At 61.8% G+C, this 18493-nt stretch carries 18 protein-coding genes; 7 read left to right on the top strand and 11 right to left on the bottom strand.

Translation table 11 applies throughout. The features are described 5' to 3' along the window. Positions 1-11: 11 nt before the first annotated feature. The 4 genes from CUJ91_RS00155 (at position 12) to CUJ91_RS00140 (ending at position 3464) form a co-directional block, all read left to right on the top strand. On the top strand, positions 12-698 hold the full coding sequence (locus CUJ91_RS00155) for a Fe2+-dependent dioxygenase (protein WP_029971146.1): 687 nt from the start codon (positions 12-14) through the stop codon (positions 696-698). 285 nt (positions 699-983) lie between these two features. Continuing rightward, a complete protein-coding gene (locus CUJ91_RS00150) occupies positions 984-1637 on the top strand; it encodes a peroxiredoxin (protein WP_029971147.1) in 654 nt (217 codons plus the stop codon). 78 nt (positions 1638-1715) lie between these two features. Next, on the top strand, positions 1716-2786 hold the full coding sequence (locus CUJ91_RS00145; RefSeq protein ID WP_114156647.1) for an MBL fold metallo-hydrolase: 1071 nt from the start codon (positions 1716-1718) through the stop codon (positions 2784-2786). Between the two features lie 90 nt (positions 2787-2876). After that, the gene (locus CUJ91_RS00140) at positions 2877-3464 is read left to right on the top strand and encodes a LysE family translocator (protein WP_006050565.1); all 588 of its coding nucleotides are present in this window, start codon (positions 2877-2879) and stop codon (positions 3462-3464) included. Positions 3465-3492: 28 nt separating this feature from the next. Here the strand turns inward: CUJ91_RS00140 and CUJ91_RS00135 are convergent, their stop codons facing one another. From CUJ91_RS00135 to CUJ91_RS35180, 7 genes are all read right to left on the bottom strand, one after another. Continuing rightward, positions 3493-4338 carry an AraC family transcriptional regulator gene (locus CUJ91_RS00135; protein ID WP_114155622.1) on the bottom strand — a complete coding sequence of 282 codons (846 nt, stop codon included), beginning with the start codon at positions 4336-4338 and terminating at the stop codon, positions 3493-3495. Between the two features lie 151 nt (positions 4339-4489). Continuing rightward, entirely contained in the window at positions 4490-5284 is a 795-nt protein-coding gene (locus tag CUJ91_RS00130; RefSeq protein WP_114155621.1) for an ABC transporter substrate-binding protein, read from the bottom strand. 130 nt (positions 5285-5414) lie between these two features. After that, positions 5415-6569 (bottom strand): pyridoxal phosphate-dependent aminotransferase, encoded by a 1155-nt coding sequence (locus CUJ91_RS00125; RefSeq protein ID WP_114155620.1) that lies wholly within the window; start codon positions 6567-6569, stop codon positions 5415-5417. Positions 6570-6812: 243 nt separating this feature from the next. Beyond that, positions 6813-8216 (bottom strand): ATP-dependent RNA helicase DbpA, encoded by a 1404-nt coding sequence (gene dbpA, locus CUJ91_RS00120; protein WP_006050569.1) that lies wholly within the window; start codon positions 8214-8216, stop codon positions 6813-6815. Positions 8217-8251: 35 nt separating this feature from the next. After that, positions 8252-8452, bottom strand: coding sequence for a hypothetical protein (locus CUJ91_RS00115; protein WP_006050570.1), 201 nt, complete (start codon positions 8450-8452; stop codon positions 8252-8254). A gap of 44 nt (positions 8453-8496) precedes the next feature. Further along, entirely contained in the window at positions 8497-8928 is a 432-nt protein-coding gene (cadR, locus tag CUJ91_RS00110) for a Cd(II)/Pb(II)-responsive transcriptional regulator (RefSeq protein ID WP_029971152.1), read from the bottom strand. A 48-nt stretch (positions 8929-8976) separates the two neighbouring features. Next, positions 8977-9243, bottom strand: coding sequence for a hypothetical protein (locus tag CUJ91_RS35180; RefSeq protein WP_167450637.1), 267 nt, complete (start codon positions 9241-9243; stop codon positions 8977-8979). On the opposite strand from CUJ91_RS35180, the gene CUJ91_RS00105 reads away from it, so the two are divergent. Further along, entirely contained in the window at positions 9238-11349 is a 2112-nt protein-coding gene (locus CUJ91_RS00105; protein ID WP_341868924.1) for a heavy metal translocating P-type ATPase, read from the top strand. The two genes, CUJ91_RS35180 and CUJ91_RS00105, sit on opposite strands and share 6 nt — an antisense overlap. A gap of 48 nt (positions 11350-11397) precedes the next feature. On the opposite strand, the gene CUJ91_RS00100 is transcribed toward CUJ91_RS00105, so the two are convergent. Beyond that, positions 11398-12471: a helix-turn-helix domain-containing protein gene (locus CUJ91_RS00100; RefSeq protein ID WP_114155619.1), complete on the bottom strand. Its 1074-nt coding sequence runs from the start codon at positions 12469-12471 to the stop codon at positions 11398-11400. Positions 12472-12816: 345 nt separating this feature from the next. Between CUJ91_RS00100 and adh the strand changes: the two genes are divergently transcribed. Then, on the top strand, positions 12817-14337 hold the full coding sequence (gene adh / locus CUJ91_RS00095) for an aldehyde dehydrogenase (protein WP_053857327.1): 1521 nt from the start codon (positions 12817-12819) through the stop codon (positions 14335-14337). A 72-nt stretch (positions 14338-14409) separates the two neighbouring features. After that, positions 14410-14805: a DUF779 domain-containing protein gene (locus CUJ91_RS00090; protein WP_114156645.1), complete on the top strand. Its 396-nt coding sequence runs from the start codon at positions 14410-14412 to the stop codon at positions 14803-14805. Between the two features lie 8 nt (positions 14806-14813). On the opposite strand, the gene eutC is transcribed toward CUJ91_RS00090, so the two are convergent. The 3 genes from eutC to eat are packed head-to-tail and all read right to left on the bottom strand — an operon-like array spanning position 14814 to position 18480. Further along, complete coding sequence (gene eutC, locus CUJ91_RS00085) at positions 14814-15629, bottom strand: ethanolamine ammonia-lyase subunit EutC (RefSeq protein ID WP_006050577.1); 816 nt, start codon at positions 15627-15629, stop codon at positions 14814-14816. Beyond that, a complete protein-coding gene (locus CUJ91_RS00080; RefSeq protein WP_114155618.1) occupies positions 15626-17020 on the bottom strand; it encodes an ethanolamine ammonia-lyase subunit EutB in 1395 nt (464 codons plus the stop codon). Before CUJ91_RS00080 ends, eutC begins: the two co-directional genes overlap by 4 nt. 56 nt (positions 17021-17076) lie before the next feature. After that, on the bottom strand, positions 17077-18480 hold the full coding sequence (gene eat / locus CUJ91_RS00075; RefSeq protein ID WP_029971158.1) for an ethanolamine permease: 1404 nt from the start codon (positions 18478-18480) through the stop codon (positions 17077-17079). Positions 18481-18493: the final 13 nt, after the last annotated feature.

The raw sequence follows: 18493 nt of genomic DNA, 5'->3' as shown, positions 1-18493 counted from the left end.
GAAGTCCAACGATGATTGTCTCGATCCCCGATGTATTCAGTCCCGCCGACACCTCCGCGATGCGTGCCCAACTCGAAGCGGCCACGGACGCCTGGGTCGACGGCCGCGCGACCGCGGGCTATCAGGGCGCGCCCGTCAAGCGCAACCAGCAGATCGCGGAAGGCTCATCCATCGCGCTGGAAATGGGCGACAGAATCATCGCGGCGCTCGAACGGCATCCGCTTTTCATCAGCGCCGCGCTGCCGAACAAGGTTTATCCGCCGCTCTTTAACCGCTATGAAGGCGGCATGCATTTCGGCAGCCATGTCGACGGCGCGATTCGCCTCGTGCCCGGCAGCGGCGTACGCGTGCGCACCGATCTATCGGTCACGCTGTTCCTCACGCCGCCCGACGAGTACGACGGCGGCGAACTGCTGATCGAAGACACCTTCGGCGTGCAGGAAGTGAAGCTGCCCGCGGGCCATGCGATCCTTTATCCCGGCACGAGTCTGCACCAGGTGCGGCCCGTGACGCGCGGCGCGCGCGTGTCGAGCTTCTTCTGGGTACAGAGCCTCGTGCGCGACGACACGCAGCGCGCGATGCTGTTCGACATCGACGGCGCGATCCAGCGTTTGAACGCCTCGAACGCGGACGATGCCGCGCGCCGCACGCTCGTCGGCTGTTATCACAACCTGCTGCGCATGTGGAGCGAAACATAAATCGGCAATAGCGGCGGATTTGCCCTGCAAGCTGGCTAGAGCGATGCGCATTTTTGTCCTACGCTTTAAGCGCGACGCGTGGCGCATCCGTGTGTTTGCGCACCACAGCAATCCGGCGAGCACTCGCCTTCACGCGTGCGCAAGGTCCTCCCGCACAATCACAGTCCAGGTGGCTGGAGGCTGATCGTGAGTCAAGCAATCGCCTGATCGAAGATTCAGGCAGCCCGGGGATTGCAGCTCCGAGAACCGGTGCACCTCCCCGGCGCATTCTCATGGAGGATGACGATGTCGATTCGACTTGGAGAAGAAGCGCCCGATTTCACCGCGGAAACCACCGAAGGCACAATCCGTTTCCACGAATGGATCGGCGACCATTGGGTGATCCTGTTTTCGCATCCAAAGGATTTCACGCCCGTCTGCACGACCGAGCTCGGCTACATGGCCGGCCTCAAGCCCGAATTCGAAAAGCGCAACACGAAGATTATCGGCCTGAGTGTGGACCCCGTCAGCGATCACGAGAGGTGGGTGAAGGACATTGAAGAGACGCAGGGCCACGCGGTCAACTATCCGCTCATCGGCGACGCGGATCTGAACGTCGCGAAGCTCTACGACATGATTCACCCGAATGCGGGCGGCGGCTCGCGCACCGCGGCGGACAACGCGACGGTGCGTTCGGTGTTCATCATCGGCCCGGACAAGAAGGTCAAAGCCATGCTCGTGTATCCGATGAGTTCAGGGCGCAATTTCGACGAAGTGCTGCGTCTGCTCGACTCGTTGCAGTTGAACGCGAAGCATACGGTGGCCACGCCCGTGAACTGGAAGCCGGGAGACGATGTCATCATTCCGACATCCGTCTCGAACGATGATGCGGCGAAGAAATACCCTGAGGGCTTCAAGACCTTGAAGCCGTATCTGCGGTACGTTGCACAGCCACGGTGAGATTGCGGCGCAGTAAAACCGGGCGCCGCCACGCGCCCGGTTGTCTCGACGATGCGCGCCACGGAGAAAACAACTTTGCTGATTTTCCGCCAACTAATCGACCCGCAATCGTCCACGTACACGTATCTTCTCGCCGATAGCACGACGCGAGAGGCCATTCTGATCGATCCGGTATTCGAGCAGGTGCGCCGCGATACGGCGCTGATCCAGGAACTCGGGCTGCGCCTTCTCTATACGATCGACACGCACGTCCACGCAGATCATGTGACTGGCGCCTGGATGCTCAAACGCCGAACCGGCAGCGCGATCGCCATATCGACGGCAAGCGGCGCGGAAGGTGCGGACCGCTATCTGAATCACGGCGACCGATGCGAGTTCGGCACGCGCTGGCTCGAAGTGCGCGCGACGCCAGGCCACACGAACGGCTGCATCAGCCTCGCGCTCGACGACGGCACGATGATGTTCACCGGCGACTGCCTGCTGATCCGCGGCACGGGCCGCACCGACTTCCAGAAGGGCGACGCACGCGCGATGTTCCGCGCGATCCACGGCGAGATTTTCAGCCAGCCCGAAAGCTGCCTGCTTTATCCGGCACACGATTATCGCGGCTTGACGGTGACGAGCGTCGGCGAAGAGCGGCGCTTCAATCCGCGCCTCGGCGGCGAACTGTGCGAAGACGACTTCGTCGGCTATGTGACGAATCTGCGGCTGCCGCATCCGAAACAGATCGACATCGCGGTGCCCGCGAATCTCAAGTGCGGCGTTGCGGCCAGCGATCCCACGCAAGCGGCCGAACCTGATTGGGCGCCGCTCGTCTACACGTTCGCGGGCATCTGGGAAATCGGCCCGCAATGGCTCGAAGACAATCTGCGTTCCGTGCAGATAGTCGACGTGCGCGAGCCCGATGAGTTCAACGGTCCGCTCGGCCGCATTCCGGCAGCGCGGCTCATCTCGCTCGGCGAGCTTGCCACGCGCGCCGCCGAGCTCACGAAAGAGCGCCCCATCGTGACCGTGTGCCGTGCGGGCGGCCGCTCCGCACAAGCGACGGTGATCCTGCGCCAGGCCGGATTCGACGAAGTCGCGAACCTTGCGGGCGGCATGCTGCGCTGGCGCGCGGAAGGCCGCGTCGTCGAAAATGCCGGCATGTAGCGCATATAGCAATTTCCTTCAATACACACCGCCCTGCCGCCGATACCGTTGAACCGCGTCAATCCCGCGCATTCACGTATCGAGGCACCGATGTCCGCTTTGCTTTCCATGGCCGCGTTCGCGCTGGCTTCGTCGATTTCGCCAGGTCCCGTCAACGTCGTCGCGCTGAGCGCCGGCGCGCAGCATGGGTTCGCCGCGAGCATGCGGCATGTGAGCGGCGCGACCGTCGGCTTTACCGTGCTGCTTCTGCTGATCGGCCTCGGGCTGCATGAACTGCTCGTGCATGTACCCGCGCTCGTTAGCATCGTCAAATGGGCCGGCGTCGCGTTTTTGCTGGTCATGGCCTACAAGCTCGCCGTCGATGACGGCCAACTCGGCGCCGACAAACCATCGCGCGGCCCGTCGTTCGCCTATGGCGCGGCGATGCAATGGCTCAACCCGAAAGCATGGCTTGCGTCGCTGGCCGGCATGGGCGCGTATGCCGCCGATGGCGACGGCAAACTCGTCTGGCAATTCACTGTGATCTACTTTGTGATCTGTTATGTGTCGATTGCAAGCTGGGCCTACGCCGGGACGTTTCTGCGCAAGTACTTGCAGGCGCCGCAGCGCGTTAGGTTGTTCAATCGGATCATGGCGGCGTTGCTTGCCGCGAGCGCGCTGTATTTGCTTGTGACGTGAGGCGCCGAAAACTGCGGCAACCCCGCAGTCAACTGCGATATTGCCCCGGCGTCGCGGCGACGAGCCGCTTGAACGTGCGCTGCAAATGCGCCTGATCGGCGAAGCCGGCGTCGAGCGCGACGTCGGCGATCAATCGGCCGCGCCTCAGTTGAGCGCGGCTGTACTGAATGCGCCGATTGATCAGATACGCGTGCGGCGTCATGCCGTAGCGCTCCTTGAACGCGCGAATCAGATGCGACGCGGACAGGCCCGCGGCCTCGCATATGTCCTCGAGCTTCAGCGGGTGCGTGCAATTGTCGGCGATGAATTCGGCCGCTCGCGCGAGTTGACGGCTGGCGTCGTCGTGTGAAAGCGGCGCGGGGTTCAGGCGCTGCTGCACCTCAGTGAAAAATGCCACGGCGGCGCTTTGTTTGCGCAGCAAATCCGCATCGTTGCCGACCAGAATTCCATGCAGCCGATTGAGGCCGTCGAAGAGTTCGGCGTCTGTCGTCATGGTCTGCGAGAACGCGCGAAACGCGTAGTTCTCGCTGAAGCCGAGTTCGTGTTGCAACGACGTGAGCCACGCGACGTCGACGTGAAGCATGCGATACGACCAGCGCTCGTCGGCGATGGGATTGCATGCATGAACGTCGTCGGGATTCATCAGAACAACCGCGCCCGCGCCGGTCCATTCGCGCGCGTGGCGGTTCACGTACACGCTGCGTCCGCCAGTGACCGCGCCGATGGAGAAGGTTTCGTGAGAGTGCTTCGCGTAGCAGATTTCGCGGCCGTCTTCGATGGAGCGCGCCTCGATGAAAGGCAACGCCTCGCTACGCCAGAAATGCGGCTCGCTTGCGCGCTTCGCATGAATTGCCGCCGCTGTCGTTCCGCTCATTCGCGCGCCCTCCTCCGGTGTACGTGGGCCTCGCGGAAATGGACGGCTGTCAAAAGCCGCAAGTTCGGCGAGGCCACTTATCGTAGCCGTCAAACGCGCGGCCAACAAGCGGGCTTATGCGTGCGCTGCTGACGCTGCGCACCGCAAGCGGTTACTTCGCGGAAACGTCGATATTGCCGAGGTATTTCGCTGCGAGCGTCTTCACGGTGCCGTCCGCCTGCACCTTCGCAATCGCCGCGTTCAAGCGCTCGCGCAATGCTGTATCGCCCTTGCGGATGCCATAGGCGATACCGCTGCCGAGAATCTTGTCGTCGCGCACCGGCTGGCCGACGAATGCGTAGTCCTTGCCGTTCGGCTTCGACAGGAAACCGGTTTGTCCGGCGGGCGCGAGCACGAGTGTTGCATCGACACGCCCCGCGACCAGGTCCGTGTACACCTGATTCTGATCCTGATACGGCACGACGGTGACGCCCGCGGGTTCCCAATGCGTCTTCGCAAACGTCTCCTGAATCGACGCCTGCAACACGCCCACGCGTTTGCCCTTCAATGCTTCGGCAGTCGGCAGCAGACCGCTGTCGCGCTTTGCGATCAACTGCGTCGGCACGCGATAGACGACCGTCGTGAAGTCGATCGCCTGGCGACGCTGTTCGGTCGCATTCATCGCCGAGTTGATCGCGTCGAATTTGCGGCCTTGCAGCGCCGGAATCAAACCGTCGAACGATGTCTCCACCCATTTGCAGGTCATCTTCGCGGCGGCGCACACTGCATTGCCGACGTCGATGTCGAGACCTTGCAGCTCGCCGCCCGGCCCCTTCGATTCGAACGGCGGATACTGCGCTTCGAGCCCGAAACGCAGCGTCGATGTGTCAGCGGCAACGGCAGCGGACGATGCCGCCACCGATGCAAGAGCGCAAGCGAGCGCCAACAAAGACTTGAGCAGTTTCATAGCAGGTCCCTTTCCTTCGGTTTCGTTGTAGTACGCGTTGTAGTACGAATGCGTAGCGTGTGAATATGCAATGGCGCGACGATCATACTGCGTTCAAAAATGACAGCGCCGCGCTCACGCGCACGCAGTTTCATATCTCGCACAAACGGCGCGCGCCTTCGATCAGCGTCGCGTCGTCTTTCGAAAAACTCAGGCGAATCAGGCCGGAATCCGTACCGTCGCTGTAGAACGCCGAGAGCGGAATCGTCGCGACGCGCGCATCGCGAATCAGGCGCAACACGAAGTCGCTGTCCGTTTCATCGGAGAAGCCGCGAAAGCGCGCGAGCATGAAAAAGCTGCCTGCACTCGGCAGCAACTCAAAGCGTGATTCGCGAAGCCCATGTGCAAGCAGATCGCGTTTTCGCTGATAGAACGCGGACAAGCCGAGGTAGCTTTCGCGATTCGCCAATGCATCGACGAACGCGTACTGCATCGGGGTATCGGCGGAAAACACCATGAACTGATGCACCTTGCGGATCTCGTTCATCAACTCGGCGGGCGCGAGGCAATAGCCGACGCGCCAACCCGTCACGTGATACGACTTGCCGAACGACGACACGATCACGCTACGTTCGGCGAGCTCGCTGTGGCACGCCATGCTCTGATGCTTCGCGCCGTCGAACACCACATGCTCGTAGACCTCGTCCGCGAGAATCACAATGTCCGTGTTGCGCGTGAGCGCTTTCAGGCGCGCGATGTCGGCCTCGTCGAACACGGTCGCGGTCGGATTGTGCGGCGTGTTGATGATGATCATGCGCGTCTTCGGCGTGATCGCGGCGGCGACCTCGCCCCAGTTCACGCGGAAATCGGCGAGCGACAATTTGATCGGCACGGGTGTCGCGCCTTGCAGCCGGACGATCGGTCCATAGCTGTCGAACGAAGGCTCGAAGTAGATCACTTCATCGCCCGGATGCACCAATGCGCTGATCGTCGAATAAAGGCCCTCGCTGGCGCTCGCGATCACCGTCACCTCGCTGGCCGGGTCGTAGCGCACGCCGTACAGCGTCTCCACTTTGTCGGCGAGCGCGTCGCGCAACGCCGCGATGCCCGACATGGGCGCGTACTGGTTGTGACCCGCGCGCATGGCGTTCGCCACGCCGTCGATGAGCTTCGCGTCCGGCGCGAAATTCGGCGCGCCTTGCGACAGATTCAGCGCATCGTGTTGCGCGGCCAGTTGGCCGATCACGGTAAAAATCGTCGTGCCGACATCAGGCAATTTCGAGCGGGCTTGCATGGCGCTCTGCATATGGCTTCTCCCTATCTTCATCCGGCGGCGGACTGACGGCGGCGAAGTATGCAGCCGTCCATTGCGCTCGAGCGCCGGTTGAATGATTAGGCATCAGCCAAAGAACCATCACAATCGAAACTTTGTCATGCAGCGCATGCGTTTATTTCATGGCTTAAACGCACGCGCGATCGTGACGGCGACGCGGCGTGGAAAACAGCACGCGCCGCTTTTCGCACGCGCGCCGCCGCCCACGCCACGAGATCAGGCGTCTTCCATCAGCCGGACCTTGACCTTCTTACCCTTCACCTTGCCCGCACTGAGCTTGCGCACCGCTTCGCGCGCAATGCTGCGCTCGACGGCCACATAGGTCGACATCTCCGTCACGTTGATCTTGCCGATCTGCGAGCCGGCGAAACCGGCGTCGCCGGTGAGCGCGCCGAGCACGTCGCCGGGACGGATTTTTTCCTTGCGGCCGCCGAGAATCTGCAGCGTTTCCATGGGCGGCAACAGCGGCTCATTGCTCTTTGGCGTGAGCTCGGACAGCTTGTGCCATTCGACGTCGCGCTTGTGCGCCTGCTCCAGACCGCCGACGCGCCCCATTTCATTCATGCTCGCGAGGCTCAATGCCCAGCCTTCCTGATCGGCGCGACCGGTGCGGCCGATACGGTGCACATGCACTTCGGGATCGGGCGTCACGTCGACGTTGATCACCGCCTCCAGTTGCGCGATGTCGAGGCCGCGGGCGGCGACGTCGGTGGCGACCAGCACCGAGCAACTGCGATTCGCGAACTGGATCAGCACCTGATCGCGCTCGCGCTGATCGAGTTCGCCGTGCAGCGCCAGCGCATGAAAACCCTGCGCGCGCAAAACGTCGAGCAAATCGCGGCATTGCTGCTTGGTGTTGCAAAACGCGAGCGTGCTGACCGGACGATAGTGGTTGAGCAACAGACCGACGGCATGCAGACGCTCGTCTTCGGTCACTTCATAGAAGCGTTGGCGGATCTTCGTATTGTCGTGCCGCTCGGCCAGCTTCACTTCCTTCGGATTCCGGAGGAATTGCTGACTCAACTTGACGATGCCCTCGGGATACGTCGCCGAGAAAAGCAGCGTTTGCCGTTCCTTCGGGCATTGCCTGACCACCGTCGCGATGTCGTCGAAGAAACCCATGTCGAGCATGCGGTCGGCTTCATCGAGCACGAGTGTATTGAGCGATTGCAGCGGCAGACTGCCGCGCTCGAGGTGATCCATGATGCGGCCCGGCGTGCCGACCACGATATGCGCGCCGTGTTCGAGACTCGCGGTTTGCGGACGCATCGGCGTGCCGCCGCACAAGGTCAGCACCTTGATGTTTTCTTCGGCGCGCGCGAGCCGGCGGATTTCCTGCGTGACCTGATCGGCGAGTTCGCGCGTGGGACACAGCACCATCGCCTGCACGGCGAAGTTGCGTGTGTCGAGACGCGCGAGCAGCGCGAGAGAAAACGCCGCGGTCTTGCCGCTGCCGGTTTTTGCCTGCGCGATGAGATCGTGGCCGGCGAGTGCGATAGGCAAACTCGCGGCCTGAATCGGCGTCATCTCGACATAGCCGAGTTGCGTGAGATTCGCGAGCGTGGCGGCCGGCAGCGGCAGTTGGCTGAACGGCGCGCCGGCCGTAGTGGGACTGTTCATAAATGGTTGGCTCGTGATCGGCTAAAGGCTAGGGACTATTCGGCGATGGGTCCGGGCGACGGGCGGCCGTCCATCTGCTCGTACAGCACCGCGCCGTCGTCGCCTTCGAAACGCTCGACGTAATTGCGCGCGCCACACAGCGGGCAACGGAACAGAAGCCCTTGCCCTTCGTTTTTGATGATGACGTCCGACTGCTCCCACTGCGCGCCGCAGGACTGGTTTCTACATGTAAACACGTTGCTTCTCCAACTGGATTCGATTGTTGATTCGACTGGCCGCATCAACCGAGATGCGTGTGCCGTGTGCGCGGCGCGCTGACGTCCATTTCGCTGAGACCTTGCACGATGCCGCAGTCTTCGACCGCCTGTTCGCCGTGGCATTGCTCGCGCAGCACGTGCAATTGCGCCTTGAGCTGTTGCAGTTCGTCGATACGCGTATCGACGTGCGCAATATGCTCGTCGATCAGATTATTGATGCCGCCGCAGCCGTTAGCCGGCGCGTCGGTCAGACGCAGCAGCGCGCGAATTTCGTCGTGCGTCATGTCGAGCGCGCGGCAATTGCGGATGAAGCGCAGCCGCTCGACGTGCTTCGCCGTATAGCTGCGGTAATTGGCCTCAGTGCGCTCCGCTTCGGGCAGCAGCCCTTCTTTCTCGTAGAAGCGGATGGTTTCGGTCGTGCAATGGGCGATTTTCGCCAATTCGCCGATTTTCATGGGCCCTCCGATACCGGCCTTGACCTTGTAGTGGCTTCAAGGTGTTTACTAGACCACAAATCGAACGAGGAAGCCACCATGCAGCACGCGCAAGACGCGAAAGACGACCGTCTGGAACAAGCGGAAGCAAGCTCCTGTGAGCAAGGGCATGAACATGAGCATGGGCATCGGCACGAAAAGCACGCACATGACCATGCGGGCGGAGGCTGCTGTTCTGCTGCCGCCGATGCTTCCTTGCCATTGCCAGCCGCAGATTTGCCGCAATCCGAACGAGTGCAAGGCGGCGATGTGCGCACGGCGATCCGCATCATGCAAATGGATTGTCCGACCGAAGAAGCGTTGATCCGCAAAAAATTCAGCCGCATGGCGGACGTGCGCAGCATGCAGTTCAATCTGATGCAGCGCGTGCTGACCGTTGTGCATGCACCGAATGCGCTCGACTCCATTCTCGACGCGCTGCGTTCGCTGGACTTCACGCCGGAACTCGCGGATGCCGACGCGCCGAATGCATCGGCGACGACGCGGAACGCTGCGCAAGATCAGCGAAAGCGCGTGTCATGGTGGCCGCTCGCTCTCGCAGGTGTCGCCGCGGTCGCTTCAGAGGCCGCTGGCTGGCTCGGCGCGCCGGTCTGGATGGCAGCGAGTCTCGCGATCCTCGCGATCGTCTCCTGCGGGCTCACGACCTACCGCAAGGGCTGGCTCGCGATTCGTCACGGCAACCTCAACATCAACGCGTTGATGAGCATTGCCGTGACCGGCGCGCTGATCCTCGGGCAATGGCCGGAAGCGGCGATGGTGATGGCGCTTTTCACCGTCGCCGAACTGATCGAGGCGAAGTCGCTCGACCGCGCCCGCAATGCGATTCAGGGACTGATGCAACTGACGCCCGAGCAGGCGAGCGTGCAGCAGCGCGACGGCGACTGGCGGCTCACCGATCTCAAGGCAATCGCGCCGGGCGCGCTGGTCCGCGTGAAGCCGGGCGAGCGGATCGCGCTCGATGGGGAAATCATCGCGGGACGCTCGAGCGTCGATCAGGCGCCGATCACAGGAGAAAGCCTGCCCGTCGACAAAACCGTGGGCGACGCCGTGTTCGCGGGCACCATCAACCAGGCCGGTTCGTTCGACTATCGCGTGACGGCCGCGGCGAGCAACACGACGCTCGCGCGCATCATCCATGCAGTCGACGAGGCGCAAGGCACCAAAGCGCCCACGCAACGTTTCGTCGATCAGTTCGCGCGCGTCTATACGCCGCTCGTGTTCGCCGTCGCGTTGGCGGTGGCGCTCGTGCCGCCGCTCTTTTTCGGCGGCATGTGGCACGCGTGGATCTACAAGGCGCTCGTGATGCTTGTGATTGCGTGCCCGTGCGCGCTCGTGATTTCGACGCCGGTGACGATCGTCAGCGGGCTCGCGGCGGCTGCGCGTAAAGGGATACTCATCAAGGGCGGCGTGTACCTTGAACAGGGTCGCAAGCTGAGCCGTCTCGCGCTCGATAAAACCGGCACGATCACGCACGGCAAACCTGTGCAGACCGATTTCGCGATGCTCGCCGAAATGCTCGCGGATGCGGATGCCGACGCAGCGCGTTGCCGTACGCTCGCCGCGAGTCTTGCGGCGCGCTCCGATCATCCCGTTTCGATGGCGATTGCAAGCGCGGCGCAAAAAGACGGCGTGACGAGTCTCCTCGTCGATTCCTTCGAAGCGCTCGCCGGACGCGGCGTGCGCGGCGAGATTAACGGCGCGACGTACTGGCTCGGCAATCATCGGCTCGCGGAAGAACTCGGGCGTTGTTCACCGTCCCTCGAAGCGCGGCTCGACGCGCTCGAGCGTCAAGGAAAGACCGTCGTGCTGCTGAGCGACGCGCAACGCGTGATTGCGCTATTCGCCGTCGCCGATACGGTGAAGGAGACGAGCCGCATGGCTATCGCCGAATTGCATCGCGCGGGCGTGCGCACCGCAATGCTCACCGGCGACAACCCGCACACGGCGGCGGCCATCGCGGAACAGGTTGGCATCGACGAAGCGCGCGGCAATCTTTTGCCGCAAGACAAACTGGACGCGGTCGCGCAGTGGTCGGCCGAGGGCGCGACCGTCGGCATGGTCGGCGACGGCATCAACGACGCGCCCGCGCTGGCCCGTGCCGACATCGGCTTTGCGATGGGCGCAATGGGCACGGGCACCGCAATCGAAACCGCCGACGTCGCGTTGATGGACGACGACTTGCGCAAGATCCCGCTGTTCATCCGCCTGTCGAAAGCGACGCATTCGGTGCTGGTGCAAAACATTACGCTCGCGCTCGGCATCAAGGGCGTCTTTCTCGTGTTGACCGTGATGGGTCTCGGCACCATGTGGATGGCCGTGTTCGCCGATGTCGGCGCGAGCCTGCTCGTGGTCGCGAACGGTTTGCGGCTGCTGCGCAAATAGTTAGTCATCCAATGCAATGCGTCGCACCGCGATGCACGTTCAAAGCCGCTAGTGCGCGAACGAGCGGGTATTCGTTGCCGAATGCGTGCCGATTGCGGCCTTCAACGTATCCGAAGGCCGCATGCCGAAGAGCTTGCGATAATCGGTTGCGAACTGGCTCATGTGCCAGAAGCCCCACGCGGCCGCCACGTCCTGCACCGAGCGCGAATCGCGCGATGCGTTGCACAGATCGCGCCGCGCGCCGTTCAATCGGATTACCCGCACATAAGTAGCGGGCGCCATGCCGAGCACGTCCTGAAAGCAGTATTGCAATGTGCGCCGGCTCACATGCAGACGCTCGCACAGTTCCGGCACGCTGACCGCGCGATCGCGATTCGCGAGCACATAATCGCGCGCCTCCGATACGATCGACTGACGACGTGCACGCGCCGGCATCGCAATCGGTTCGGAGCACGCGGGCAACGCGCCCACGTCGAACAGGGAAGCAAGCACGGCGGCCTGCAAGTTCTCGCGCGCAGACGATGACAACGGCGCGGCACTTGCGGCGCTCTGCTGAAGCAACTCGCGCAACGATGCACATAAACGCTCTTTGCGCGCCATGCCGATCTTCACGACCTGAGTGTCTGCCCACTGCTCGGCCAGCCCGACGCGCTCCACTTGCGCTGCATAGCGGCGCAACACTTCGCCCTTCACGACTACACCGAAAATCTCGTAGCCCGCCGACGTCAGCAATTCGAATTCGATGCCACCCGGACGAAACGCGAGGGCATCGCCGGTAATGATCTGCGCGTCGATGCGGCCCGATCCGGCGCGGCATGTCGGAATGCCGAACCAGTACGCGTCTTTCTGCACTTCGCAGGTCTGCCGCAACGTGTGGCTCGTCGTTTCCACGAACACCTGCATATGGTCGAGGCACAACTCCGTGAGACCGCCGACAAAGCTCCCTGCGGTCAACTGGTCGTAGGTCTGATGCCAGCCGTGAAGATTGCGCGCCTGCTCGTCGGCGTCGTGAGCGATGCGGGTCTGTACGCGAAAGCTCGGCTGCGGCGCACGCGTCGAAGCCGCACAGATGGCCGAGGTGGTCGGGGTTGTCGCGCTGTCGCTGAGGGTTTCGATCGTCATGGCCAATCCGCGCGATGGAGTATCGAAGAGAAAAAACAAGGCAAGTCCCATGCCGATCGCGAGCGCCCATTCAACACGCCGATTGCTCCAACCCGTGCCAAGCTCCTGTTCAATTGATGAACAGCAACAACTGCACTGCTCACAAACGACGCGCGCACCGGCCGCCGATTCGACCTTGAAACACAGGCTGCGGTGCGCGCGTGCTTGCCGTGCGTGCACGCCTCACCAGCCAGGTGCATTGGCATGGTTCTGGCTCTATGGGTCACGCGCCCGCTTCAACGGATTGCAAACCGGTCGCGACATCGCGCCGACTATAGCCCAATCAAACATGTGAGGAGCACACAGATGAATCACGCGGAGATGCAGTTTCTGACGACCGAATTCCCGTTCAAAAAGCAGTATGCGAACTTTATCGGCGGCGAATGGGTGAAGCCCGTGGGTGGCGAGTACTTCGACAATGTGTCGCCGATTACGGGCGAACCGTTCACCTCCATTCCGCGCTCGCGCGAAGCGGATGTCGAGTTGGCGCTCGATGCCGCGCACCGAGCCAAAGCTGCGTGGGGCAAGACGTCGACGACGGATCGCGCGAACATTCTGAACCGCATTGCCGACCGTATGGAAGCGAACCTGCAGCGCCTTGCAGTGGCGGAAACGATCGACAACGGCAAGCCGCTGCGCGAAACGATGGCCGCCGATATTCCGCTTGCCATCGATCATTTCCGCTATTTCGCCGGCGCCGTGCGTGCGCAGGAAGGTTCGATCTCCGAGATCGACGACGACACCGTGGCCTATCATTTTCATGAGCCGCTCGGCGTAGTCGGTCAGATCATTCCGTGGAATTTCCCCATTCTGATGGCCGTGTGGAAGCTCGCACCCGCACTCGCCGCCGGTAATTGCGTCGTGCTCAAACCCGCGGAGCAAACGCCCGCGTCCATTCTCGTACTCGCCGAACTGATTCAGGACTTGCTGCCCGCCGGCGTGCTGAATGTGGTGAATGGCTTCGGTCTCGAAGCTGGTAAACCGCTCGCGTCGAGCAAACGCATCGCGAAGATCGCGTTTACCGGCGAGACGACGACAGGCCGTCTGATCATGCAGTACGCGAGCCAGAACATCATTCCGGTGACGCTGGAACTCGGCGGCAAAAGCCCGAATATTTTCTTCGCCGACGTGATGAATCAGGACGACAGCTATTTCGACAAAGCACTCGAAGGCTTCGCGATGTTCGCGTTGAATCAGGGCGAGGTGTGCACGTGTCCGTCGCGCGTGTTGATCGATGAAAAGATCTATGACCGCTTCATGGAACGTGCGTTGAAGCGCGTCGCGGCGATCACGCAGGGTCATCCGCTGGATACGAAAACGATGATCGGTGCGCAGGCTTCGCAGGAACAATTGGAGAAGATCCTGTCGTATGTCGATCTCGGCAAGCAGGAAGGCGCCGAGTGTCTGATCGGCGGCGAACGCAATACATTGAGCGGTGAATTGAGCAAAGGCTATTACGTGAAGCCGACCGTGTTTCGCGGCAATAACAAAATGCGCATCTTCCAGGAAGAGATCTTCGGGCCGGTGGTTTCGGTCACGACGTTCAAGACCGAAGAAGAAGCACTCGAAATCGCCAACGACACGCTTTACGGTCTCGGCGCCGGCGTATGGACACGCGACGGCACGCGCGCCTATCGCTTTGGCCGGCAAATTCAGGCGGGCCGCGTGTGGACCAATTGCTATCACGCATATCCCGCTCACGCGGCGTTTGGCGGCTACAAGCAATCGGGCATTGGCCGCGAGAACCACAAGATGATGCTCGACCATTATCAGCAGACGAAGAACCTGCTCGTCAGCTATAGCGAGAAACCGCTCGGCTTCTTCTAAGGATTCAACCCTAGCGATTCTATTGAAGCGGGCCGCTTGCGCGGCTCGCTTTATTTCTGCGAGGACCTATTGATGGCCGACGAAAAAGAAGTGGCTCGCGTGATCGCAACGCCCGCCGCAAAAGAGCTGATCGACAAATTGCGCGCGGAACATGGCGATGTACTGTTTCATCAATCCGGCGGATGCTGCGACGGCAGTGCACCGATGATGCTTCCGCAAAGCGAATTCATGGTCGGTTCTTCCGACGTGAAACTCGGCACGCTTGCGGGCGTGCCGTTCTACATGAGCGAATCGCAATTCGAGTACTGGCAGCACACGCAGTTGATTATCGACGTCGTGCCAGGCAACGGCGGTATGTTCTCTCTCGAGCGGCCGAGCGGTCTGCGCTTTCTCACGCGCTCGCGACTTTTCGACGACGATGAGAATGGGTGGCTCGCAGTGCATCCTGTGCAACGCGCCGATGCGTGAAGGTGCTTTTACTTTACGTCGGAGTTTGAGTCTGGTTTTGCATTCGCTTCGCCGCCGATTGCGGGCGCTATCGGCGCAGCGGCGAGCAGCGCGTCGCTGTCGTCTTTCAAACCAACGCCGGTGAGGCCGAGGCGCCGCGCATGCGTCAGCAGATAATGCAGCTTGTGCGCGGCCAACGGATAGTCGAGTCCTTCGGGACGCACGTTCGAAATGCAATTGCGCTGCGCGTCGCTGCAACCCACTTTCGGCGCGTACGTAAGGTAAATGCCGAGGCTATCGGGCGAACTAAGTCCAGGCCGCTCGCCGATCAGCATCACGACGATCTTTGCATGCAGCAACTCGCCGATCTCGTCGCCGAGTGCAACGCGTGCCTGCCGTGCGACGACGACAGGCGCGATCTTCCAGTCCGCGAGTTGCGGAGCGACGGCTTGCAATAGCGGCACCGCTTGCTTCGATGCAGCGAACGCCGACAAACCGTCGCCGATCACGAACACCACGTCCGGCGCTTCGTCCGCCAATTGCGCGAGCGCGACGCGACTCTCTTCCGACAAGCGCCGGCCGAGATCGGGGCGGCGCAAGTAGTGCTCGCGATCGGGCGCAGCGCTATGCACGTCCAGCGTCTTGAAGTTCAGCACATGCAACTGCTGATGCAATGCTTCGGTGTCCAACGGATGATGCACCGCGTCCCGCGCTTGCGCATGCGAGAGATTGAACGCAAGTAAAGGCTCAGTGGGCACGCTGTTGCCCGCGCGACCCAACGCAATGCGCGCATTGGTGAACTGACGCAGCGCATTCCACGAGTTCTTTTCGACAAAGTCGCTCATGCGATGCCCATCCAGTCGCGCGCGCCCTCGAGCAGCGGTTGATGTGTCGACGCACTCAGCAATGCGCCGCGCGCGTCGGTAATCTGCATCGACTCGAGCCACTCTTCGAATTCCGGCGCGCGGCGCAAGCCGAGTACGTCGCGCACATAAAGTGCGTCGTGGAAGGACGTGCTTTGATAATTGAGCATCACGTCGTCCGCGCCCGGAATGCCCATGATGAAATTGATGCCCGCCACGCCAAGCAGTGTGAGCAGGTTATCCATGTCGTCCTGATCGGCTTCCGCGTGATTCGTGTAGCAGATGTCGCAACCCATCGGCACGCCGAGCAGCTTGCCGCAGAAATGATCTTCAAGGCCGGCGCGCGTGATCTGCTTGCCGTCGTACAGATACTCGGGGCCGATAAAGCCGACCACGGTATTCACGAGAAACGGATTGAACTTGCGCGCGACCGCATACGCGCGCACTTCGCAAGTTTGTTGATCGACGCCGAAATGCGCGTCCGCCGACAATGCGCTGCCCTGCCCCGTTTCGAAGTACATCAGATTGCTGCCGACCGTGCCGCGTTTGAGCGACAGTCCCGCTTCATACGCTTCTTGCAGTAGCGCGAGCGAAATGCCGAAGCCGGCGTTGGCTTTTTCTGTGCCCGCAATCGATTGAAACACGAGGTCGACGGGAGCGCCTTTTTCGATCGCGGCAATCGTGTTGGTGACGTGCGTCAGCACACAGGATTGCGTGGGCACCTGATAGCGTTGACGGAAGTCGTCGATCATCAGAAGCAGTCGCGTGATCGCGGCGAGGTTGTCGCTGGCCGGATTGATGCCGATCATCGCATCGCCGCAACCGTACATCAGGCCATCGAGCATCGAGGCTGCAATGCCTTTGACGTCATCTGTCGGATGATTGGGTTGCAGGCGCACCGACATGTGGCCCGGCAAACCCACCGTGTTGCGAAAGCGCGTGATCACCGGACGCTTGCGCGCCGCTGCGATCAGATCCTGGTTGCGCATCAGCTTCGAAACGGCCGCCACCATTTCCGGCGTGAGGCCCGCCGCGATACGTGTGAGCGCGTCCGCATCCGTCGACGTGCTCAGCAGCCAATTGCGAAAGTCGCCTACCGTGAGATGCGAAATCTCGGTGAATGCCTGCGGCGAATGATCGTCGATCACGAGACGCGTGACTTCGTCGCTTTCGTACGGAATCAGCGCTTCGTTCAGGAACGTGCGCAACGGTACTTGCGCCAACGCCATTTTTGCGGCGACGCGCTCCTCTTCGCTTGCTGCCGCGACGCCCGCGAGTTGATCGCCGGAACGTTGCGGGCTCGCCTTCGCCATGAGTGTCTTCAGATCGGCAAACCGATACGTGCGGCTGCCGATTGTCTCCGTATAGCTCATCTTTACGACTCCAGCTTACGACTCAAACGCGGCTGCGCGCGCAGCGGCTTCGACCGTCATTCTTCGAGCAATGCGTCGGCCGGTGCGGCCTCGCGTTGATGGCGCGTCATGAGGAAATAGACGTAGCCGAGTGCGAGGAAGATGGCGAACACCACTGCCACCAGAAAGTTAAAGTACACCATAGTGGCCAGACAGATTACCGCGGCCACCAGCGCGAACGCCGGAAAGAACGGAAAAAGCGGCGCGCGAAACGGACGCTCCATGTTCGGCTCGGTGCGGCGCAGCTTGAACAGCGACAACATGCTGATGATATACATCACGATAGCGCCAAACACGGACATCGTCACGATGTTCGCCGTGAGCGTCTGGCCGCCGAACTGAATTAACTCGTCGCTGTAGATCGCGGCGATGCCGATCACACCGCCGGCGAGAATCGCGCGATGCGGCGTCTTGAAGCGCGGATGCACGCTCGAGAGCCACTCCGGCAAATAGCCCGCGCGAGCCAGCGCGAAGATCTGCCGCGAATAGCCGAGGATGATGCCGTGAAACGACGCGACGAGCCCGAACAGTCCGAGCCACACGAGCATATGCATCCAGCCGCTATGTTCGCCGACGATGTACTTCATCGCTTGCGGCAGCGGGTCGTTGATATTCGACAGCTTGGTCCAGTCGCCGGCCGCGCCAGCAAACACCATCACGCCGATGGCGAGCACCACGAGCGTGAGAATGCCCGCGACGTAGGCGATCGGAATCGAGCGCTTCGGGTTTTTCGCTTCTTCCGCGGCCATCGCGACGCCTTCGATCGCGAGGAAGAACCAGATCGCGAACGGGATCGCTGCGAACATGCCGTTGAATGAGCCCATGCTGAACGTGTCCGCGCCGGCCCAGCCGCCCTTCGTAAAGTTCGACCATTGAAAGCCCGGCGACACGACGCCCATGAAGACGAGCAATTCGAAAATCGCGAGCAACGTCACGCACAATTCGAATGCCGCGGCGATCTGCACACCGACGATATTCAACGCCATGAAGACGAGGTACGCGCCCATTGCCGCGTGCTTCGGTTCGAGACCCGGGAACTGCACGTGCAGATAGGCGCCGATGGCGAGCGCAATGGCCGGCGGCGCGAACACGAATTCGACGAGCGTGGCCGCGCCCGCGAGATAGCCGCCCGTCGGGCCGAATGCGTGACGCGCGTAAGCGAACGGACCGCCGGCATGCGGGATCGACGTGGTGAGTTCGGTGAAGCTGAAGATGAACGTGGTGTACATCGCGGCGATAAAGACCGCGGTGACCACGAAGCCGAGCGTGCCCGCGCTTGCCCAGCCATAACTCCAGCCGAAGTATTCACCGGAGATCACGAGGCCGACTGCGATTCCCCAAAGTTGCCACGTGCCGAGCGTCTGCTTCAACTCGTGATGCGTGACTTTGCCGACGTGCTGACTGGTTGACTCTGATTTCATCGGACGCTCCCGG

The organism is Paraburkholderia graminis (assembly GCF_003330785.1).
GTDB lineage: Bacteria > Pseudomonadota > Gammaproteobacteria > Burkholderiales > Burkholderiaceae > Paraburkholderia > Paraburkholderia graminis.
The sequence above is the reverse complement of the archived record's forward strand: the minus strand, read 5'-3'. Positions and strand labels throughout refer to the sequence as shown.

What these genes read in the sequence shown, in the direction of transcription:
- CUJ91_RS00135 (WP_114155622.1), bottom strand. Translation starts at nt 4,338, where the DNA reads ATGAGCGGAACGACAGCGGCGGCAATTCATGCGAAGCGCGCAAGCGAG.
- CUJ91_RS00105 (WP_341868924.1), top strand. Translation starts at nt 9,238, where the DNA reads ATGCAAATGGATTGTCCGACCGAAGAAGCGTTGATCCGCAAAAAATTC.
- CUJ91_RS00100 (WP_114155619.1), bottom strand. Translation starts at nt 12,471, where the DNA reads ATGACGATCGAAACCCTCAGCGACAGCGCGACAACCCCGACCACCTCG.
- dbpA (WP_006050569.1), bottom strand. Translation starts at nt 8,216, where the DNA reads ATGAACAGTCCCACTACGGCCGGCGCGCCGTTCAGCCAACTGCCGCTG.
- CUJ91_RS00090 (WP_114156645.1), top strand. Translation starts at nt 14,410, where the DNA reads ATGGCCGACGAAAAAGAAGTGGCTCGCGTGATCGCAACGCCCGCCGCA.
- eat (WP_029971158.1), bottom strand. Translation starts at nt 18,480, where the DNA reads ATGAAATCAGAGTCAACCAGTCAGCACGTCGGCAAAGTCACGCATCAC.
- adh (WP_053857327.1), top strand. Translation starts at nt 12,817, where the DNA reads ATGAATCACGCGGAGATGCAGTTTCTGACGACCGAATTCCCGTTCAAA.
- CUJ91_RS00150 (WP_029971147.1), top strand. Translation starts at nt 984, where the DNA reads ATGTCGATTCGACTTGGAGAAGAAGCGCCCGATTTCACCGCGGAAACC.
- cadR (WP_029971152.1), bottom strand. Translation starts at nt 8,928, where the DNA reads ATGAAAATCGGCGAATTGGCGAAAATCGCCCATTGCACGACCGAAACC.
- CUJ91_RS00140 (WP_006050565.1), top strand. Translation starts at nt 2,877, where the DNA reads ATGTCCGCTTTGCTTTCCATGGCCGCGTTCGCGCTGGCTTCGTCGATT.
- CUJ91_RS00125 (WP_114155620.1), bottom strand. Translation starts at nt 6,569, where the DNA reads ATGCAGAGCGCCATGCAAGCCCGCTCGAAATTGCCTGATGTCGGCACG.
- eutC (WP_006050577.1), bottom strand. Translation starts at nt 15,629, where the DNA reads ATGAGCGACTTTGTCGAAAAGAACTCGTGGAATGCGCTGCGTCAGTTC.
- CUJ91_RS00080 (WP_114155618.1), bottom strand. Translation starts at nt 17,020, where the DNA reads ATGAGCTATACGGAGACAATCGGCAGCCGCACGTATCGGTTTGCCGAT.
- CUJ91_RS00155 (WP_029971146.1), top strand. Translation starts at nt 12, where the DNA reads ATGATTGTCTCGATCCCCGATGTATTCAGTCCCGCCGACACCTCCGCG.
- CUJ91_RS00130 (WP_114155621.1), bottom strand. Translation starts at nt 5,284, where the DNA reads ATGAAACTGCTCAAGTCTTTGTTGGCGCTCGCTTGCGCTCTTGCATCG.